The organism is Paraburkholderia sp. BGA-UO-ETr-F12 (assembly GCF_059567945.1).
The window spans coordinates 1-3,876 of record NZ_JCAQOZ010000011.1 but is presented as its reverse complement, the minus strand read 5'-3'; the positions used below and the strand labels follow the sequence as shown (position 1 = coordinate 3,876).

Sequence of the window (3,876 nt, the reverse complement as noted above, 5' to 3'; positions counted from 1 at the left end):
CGGGCGGCATTCGACTGGTCCTCAGCCATGAACCAGTTCGCGATTCTGTTTGGAGAGCGTTTTACCAACGCACGCGGGTAACTCCGCTAACCGCCTCGCACACAAAAATGCGGACAGGTTCTATCGGCCTACGCATTCCATCTTGGCAAGAGAGATCGAACTTTTAGCGCTGGCCTCCGACGACAACACAACAGGGAGGTAAAAAGAGCACCAAGCTCACAGCAATTACAAAGGTTCAGAAACTCCGCCCTTATCTTCAGCAGAGAAATTATCCCCGACCGATAAATTAGGGCGTGTCGGCGCTAAACCTGGAAGCACCACCTTGACTCAGCCTGTCCACTCGCGCGGCGGCATCGTCATCCCTTTTCCGCTGTTTGTCTTCCTTGGCAAAATCCGTTTTTCCGAAGACGTCCTTGTCACGCGTCCGGAAGTACAGTGTCGGCGCCAAGACGTGATCCTGCCAACTCGTTAGCAAGGTATCGTGCACGAGCATATCGAATAACTTCATAACCGGATCTGGCAGCGGGTCTTTTCCTCCAATTCCGGTCTGCCAAGCTTTTACCAACGCGATCTGGTCTTCAGTCAAGTCCACGTGGTGCGCAAAGGCCGGTGCCATAAAAATCGGCGTGTACTTCAGTTCGTGATTGAAAGACTGCACGAACCGCCGCTGCTGGTCCGCCTCGTACCCCGGCTCCATTTTTTCCCAGCGACTTGTCATATCGTGAGCTTCCTGATCCAATCGCGTCCAGACGCTGGTGAAATCTTCCTTTGGCGCGGTTTGTAGAAGTGAATCGTAGCGCCCCTGCGCCGCGTCTTTGTCAGCTTTCAGTTTTAGCAGTATCGCTTGGTCGCTGGGACTACGAGTAGACAACATGCTCATCGTGACGCCTTGCCGTTGCATCTCCCAATCCAATTTCGCCTTGGCTGTTCTCAATTGCAAGTCAGCATCCTTGAACTGTTGCTTCCAGTCAGTTACAGGATGGGTGACGGAATGTCGAAAATCGGGATCCTGGTAGCGAATGGCGATCCAGCGAAGAAAGACTTTCGCATGCGAGAGAAAATCAAGCCCAGTCGTGCGGGGAACAATTTTTCGATAGGCGTCAACCAGCGCTCGTATCCGATATTGTTGACCGTCACAGCTAATCGGTGTCGCCACTATGAATTTGTCGAACGTCTGGGGCTTGTAAGCCGAAAGATCCTCCATCATGTCCATCGCTGCGCCCGCCCTGATTGCCTCTAACAGCATGTCTTGCAGCGGAACTCTCATTAATTCAGCGTTAAAGCTTAGCGAACCGGCCGGCGCGCCGCCAACGACATCGCTGCTTGTCCCAGGATAAAGCACCTGGTCGCCGCGGGTCTTTTCCAGACTGTCCAAGCGTTGATAGAACCGCATTTCATGGGCAGCAGCAAAATGGATGCACCGTTTGACGCTTTCTGGAACGCCCAGAGGTCGATCCTTGTAATCGGGTTTGATCGCGCCAAGAAATGGAATCAACCCGATTACAGTTCCCTCTTCCTCGGACATGATGGAAGACACTGCGTCCAGCATACCAAGGAACTTGATCTCGATCGGTACGCCTTCAATCTGCAGGTCAGTGTCGTCCCGGTGTTTGTACTTTTTCGCGAGTTCATTCACGAAAGCACGAGCAAGCACACACCCCCGGTCAGCGCCGAACACCGATACCTCAATGGCGCGGATTTTTGGCATCTTCGCTTGAACTGCCTTGTACGAGGCCTTGAACTGATCCATGGCAGCCACAAGCCGCGTGTCGACGCCCGTTCCAAAAGCTTCGGCCATCACACTGTTATCGCGCACGATCGGGATGTTCTCCATGAGAATCCCCGTAAATAGTTGTCGCGCAACAGTTTGGACAACCTTTAGAGGATTGCGCTTGATATCAGTCTTTGCGTTTCGGTACAACGAGATGCCACCAGCCTTGGTTCGCTCCCAGATTCGTTCTGGAGAGGCATTGAGGACGTTTGTGATGCGGCGGACATCGCGAGGAATGTTCTGGATGTCCTTCTTAAAATCTTGATATGCTTTGATTACTGGTCTGAATGAAAAATCCGACGCAGCGTCCTTCACTGCCGTCTTCGCCCTTTTTCCTAGGTCTGCCTGATCGATAGGTCCCTTGATCCGGGCCATCGACTCGGCCATCGCCTTCCCTGTTTTAAGGCCTTGTTTTCCGCCGACCTTCAGGGCTGCCACCCCGGCGTTTATCCACTCGTTCGAATTAGCGTCCTCGTTGAGCGGCGTGCCTAGCCCAGAATAGTAAAAACGGAACCAGAATTGATTGACAGGACGTCGAAAGTCTTTAATGTCCCGATGCGCTTCAAAAAGGCGGGAGATGTTTGAATATTCCGAACTGGATTGATCGTCGACGTCGCGGCTACGACCGAACGCATCAAAGAAGAACCCCACGCGAATTGTGGCGCCGCAGGGAATGCAATCCCCCTTCGGGTAGGCGGCAGACTCCTGCGCCATAACCTGACGGCAGACGCTTTGAGGTGTAGCGTCATCTTTATCCAGACGGCTTTGCTTTTCCATTCTCACTCCTTCGCGCGCGGCACGGGTAGCAGTCCGCCAGGAATGTTCGGAACCGCCACCGGCTTGAACTTGTTTTGCTTCAATTCAGATACAACCTTGGTTGACAAACCGCTCATCGACTGCGCAAATTTCCCGGGCTGCGCCCGGTTCGATTGGAGTATTTTTTGCACCTCGGGATGCGCGTCGAAGCGCTCGTTCACGAGCAAACCGTAGTAAGCGTATTGCTCAAGGTCGTTCGTATCGGTTAGCTGATATTTAAGCCACGCGATGGCAACCTCGCGCGCTATTCGCCGAAATTGCTGATCATCCCGCTCCGGATACCGCACATCCAATTGCTTGTGATAGCGATCGAACATCCAACGAGTTACGTCAGACGCCGCAATTCGGGTGCTACCAAGCAGCGCCCCCGGGAAGGCAAGCTCGACGTGTCGATCAGGGTAAAAATGCACTTCGAGTATCCGATCGCCCGGCGACTTCGGGGTCTGCGACGGCGACATTGATACCTTTGCCTCGGCGTGAAGCAGTTGCTTGTTGCCAGCCTGCCACTGATCTGCGTCGTAATAGTCCCACTTAACGACAAATTCGGTGCCTTTGAGCGAGTAACAGCAACTCAAGCTTCCCTCGCCACTGCCGGGCATGTCGTCCCCCCCTCCGCGGGCGCTATTTCCGAATGCATCGCTGACAGTGAAACGAGACAGGTTGTAGGGAAGGTAGTTGAATCCTTCAACTGAGATACCACTGTACGTTGGCTCAGATTTTCCACACGCACTGACGGACAACAGCATCAAGCAAGCAGTAGCAGCACGCATCGAAGCATGCCGCCAGTTCAACAAGTTATTCATTTATGTAATCGTCCCTAATGGCATCCCAGACGCTATCGTCAATTGTCGATAGTGCATCTGCTGCCATGATTTCGTCTCGTGCGACAGCAAGCAGGCGTTCGCTAACTACAGGATGCCTATCGAATTCCGGCGACACTAGAACGCCAACGGTTACATAAGCTGATAAGCCCTCCTCGTCAGAGATTCTGTACCCGTACGCACGCTCGAGTTGTGAATCGACAAGAGCGTATAGCTCATCGCCAGAAAGACGATCAACCATCGCGCCGCAGGTATTGCGCAGTTGCATCGCCAGTTTGTCTGCGTACCCGAGATCGAGCAGCAATTGATGCTGTTCGTCAGTAAGTGATTGCGGCGTATCTGCCACAACGTAAGCGAGTCCACCGTACCGTCTGTTCATAACGATGCGGCTTCGGCATTCTGATTCCCACTAGATCTGGTGGGAATCAGAATGATGGAAGTGAGCGCACCGGGCCGGCGACGCGGCTC

Annotated in this window: 3 protein-coding genes; all 3 read right to left on the bottom strand. The window is 53.4% G+C overall.

Annotated features, from left to right (window positions below; translation table 11 throughout):
* Positions 1–286: 286 nt before the first annotated feature.
* The 3 genes from AC57B6_RS03645 to AC57B6_RS03635 are packed head-to-tail and all read right to left on the bottom strand — an operon-like array spanning position 287 to position 3,787.
* Complete coding sequence (locus AC57B6_RS03645) at positions 287–2,548, bottom strand: hypothetical protein (RefSeq protein WP_496420710.1); 2,262 nt, start codon at positions 2,546–2,548, stop codon at positions 287–289.
* A gap of 2 nt (positions 2,549–2,550) precedes the next feature.
* Entirely contained in the window at positions 2,551–3,390 is an 840-nt protein-coding gene (locus AC57B6_RS03640) for a DUF3304 domain-containing protein (protein WP_496420709.1), read from the bottom strand.
* Positions 3,383–3,787, bottom strand: a complete 405-nt coding sequence (locus tag AC57B6_RS03635) for a hypothetical protein (RefSeq protein WP_496420708.1) — start codon at positions 3,785–3,787, stop codon at positions 3,383–3,385. The genes AC57B6_RS03640 and AC57B6_RS03635 overlap by 8 nt, the downstream gene beginning before the upstream one ends.
* Between the last annotated feature and the right edge of the window lie 89 nt (positions 3,788–3,876).

What these genes read in the sequence shown, in the direction of transcription:
- AC57B6_RS03640 (WP_496420709.1), bottom strand. Translation starts at nt 3,390, where the DNA reads ATGAATAACTTGTTGAACTGGCGGCATGCTTCGATGCGTGCTGCTACT.
- AC57B6_RS03645 (WP_496420710.1), bottom strand. Translation starts at nt 2,548, where the DNA reads ATGGAAAAGCAAAGCCGTCTGGATAAAGATGACGCTACACCTCAAAGC.
- AC57B6_RS03635 (WP_496420708.1), bottom strand. Translation starts at nt 3,787, where the DNA reads ATGAACAGACGGTACGGTGGACTCGCTTACGTTGTGGCAGATACGCCG.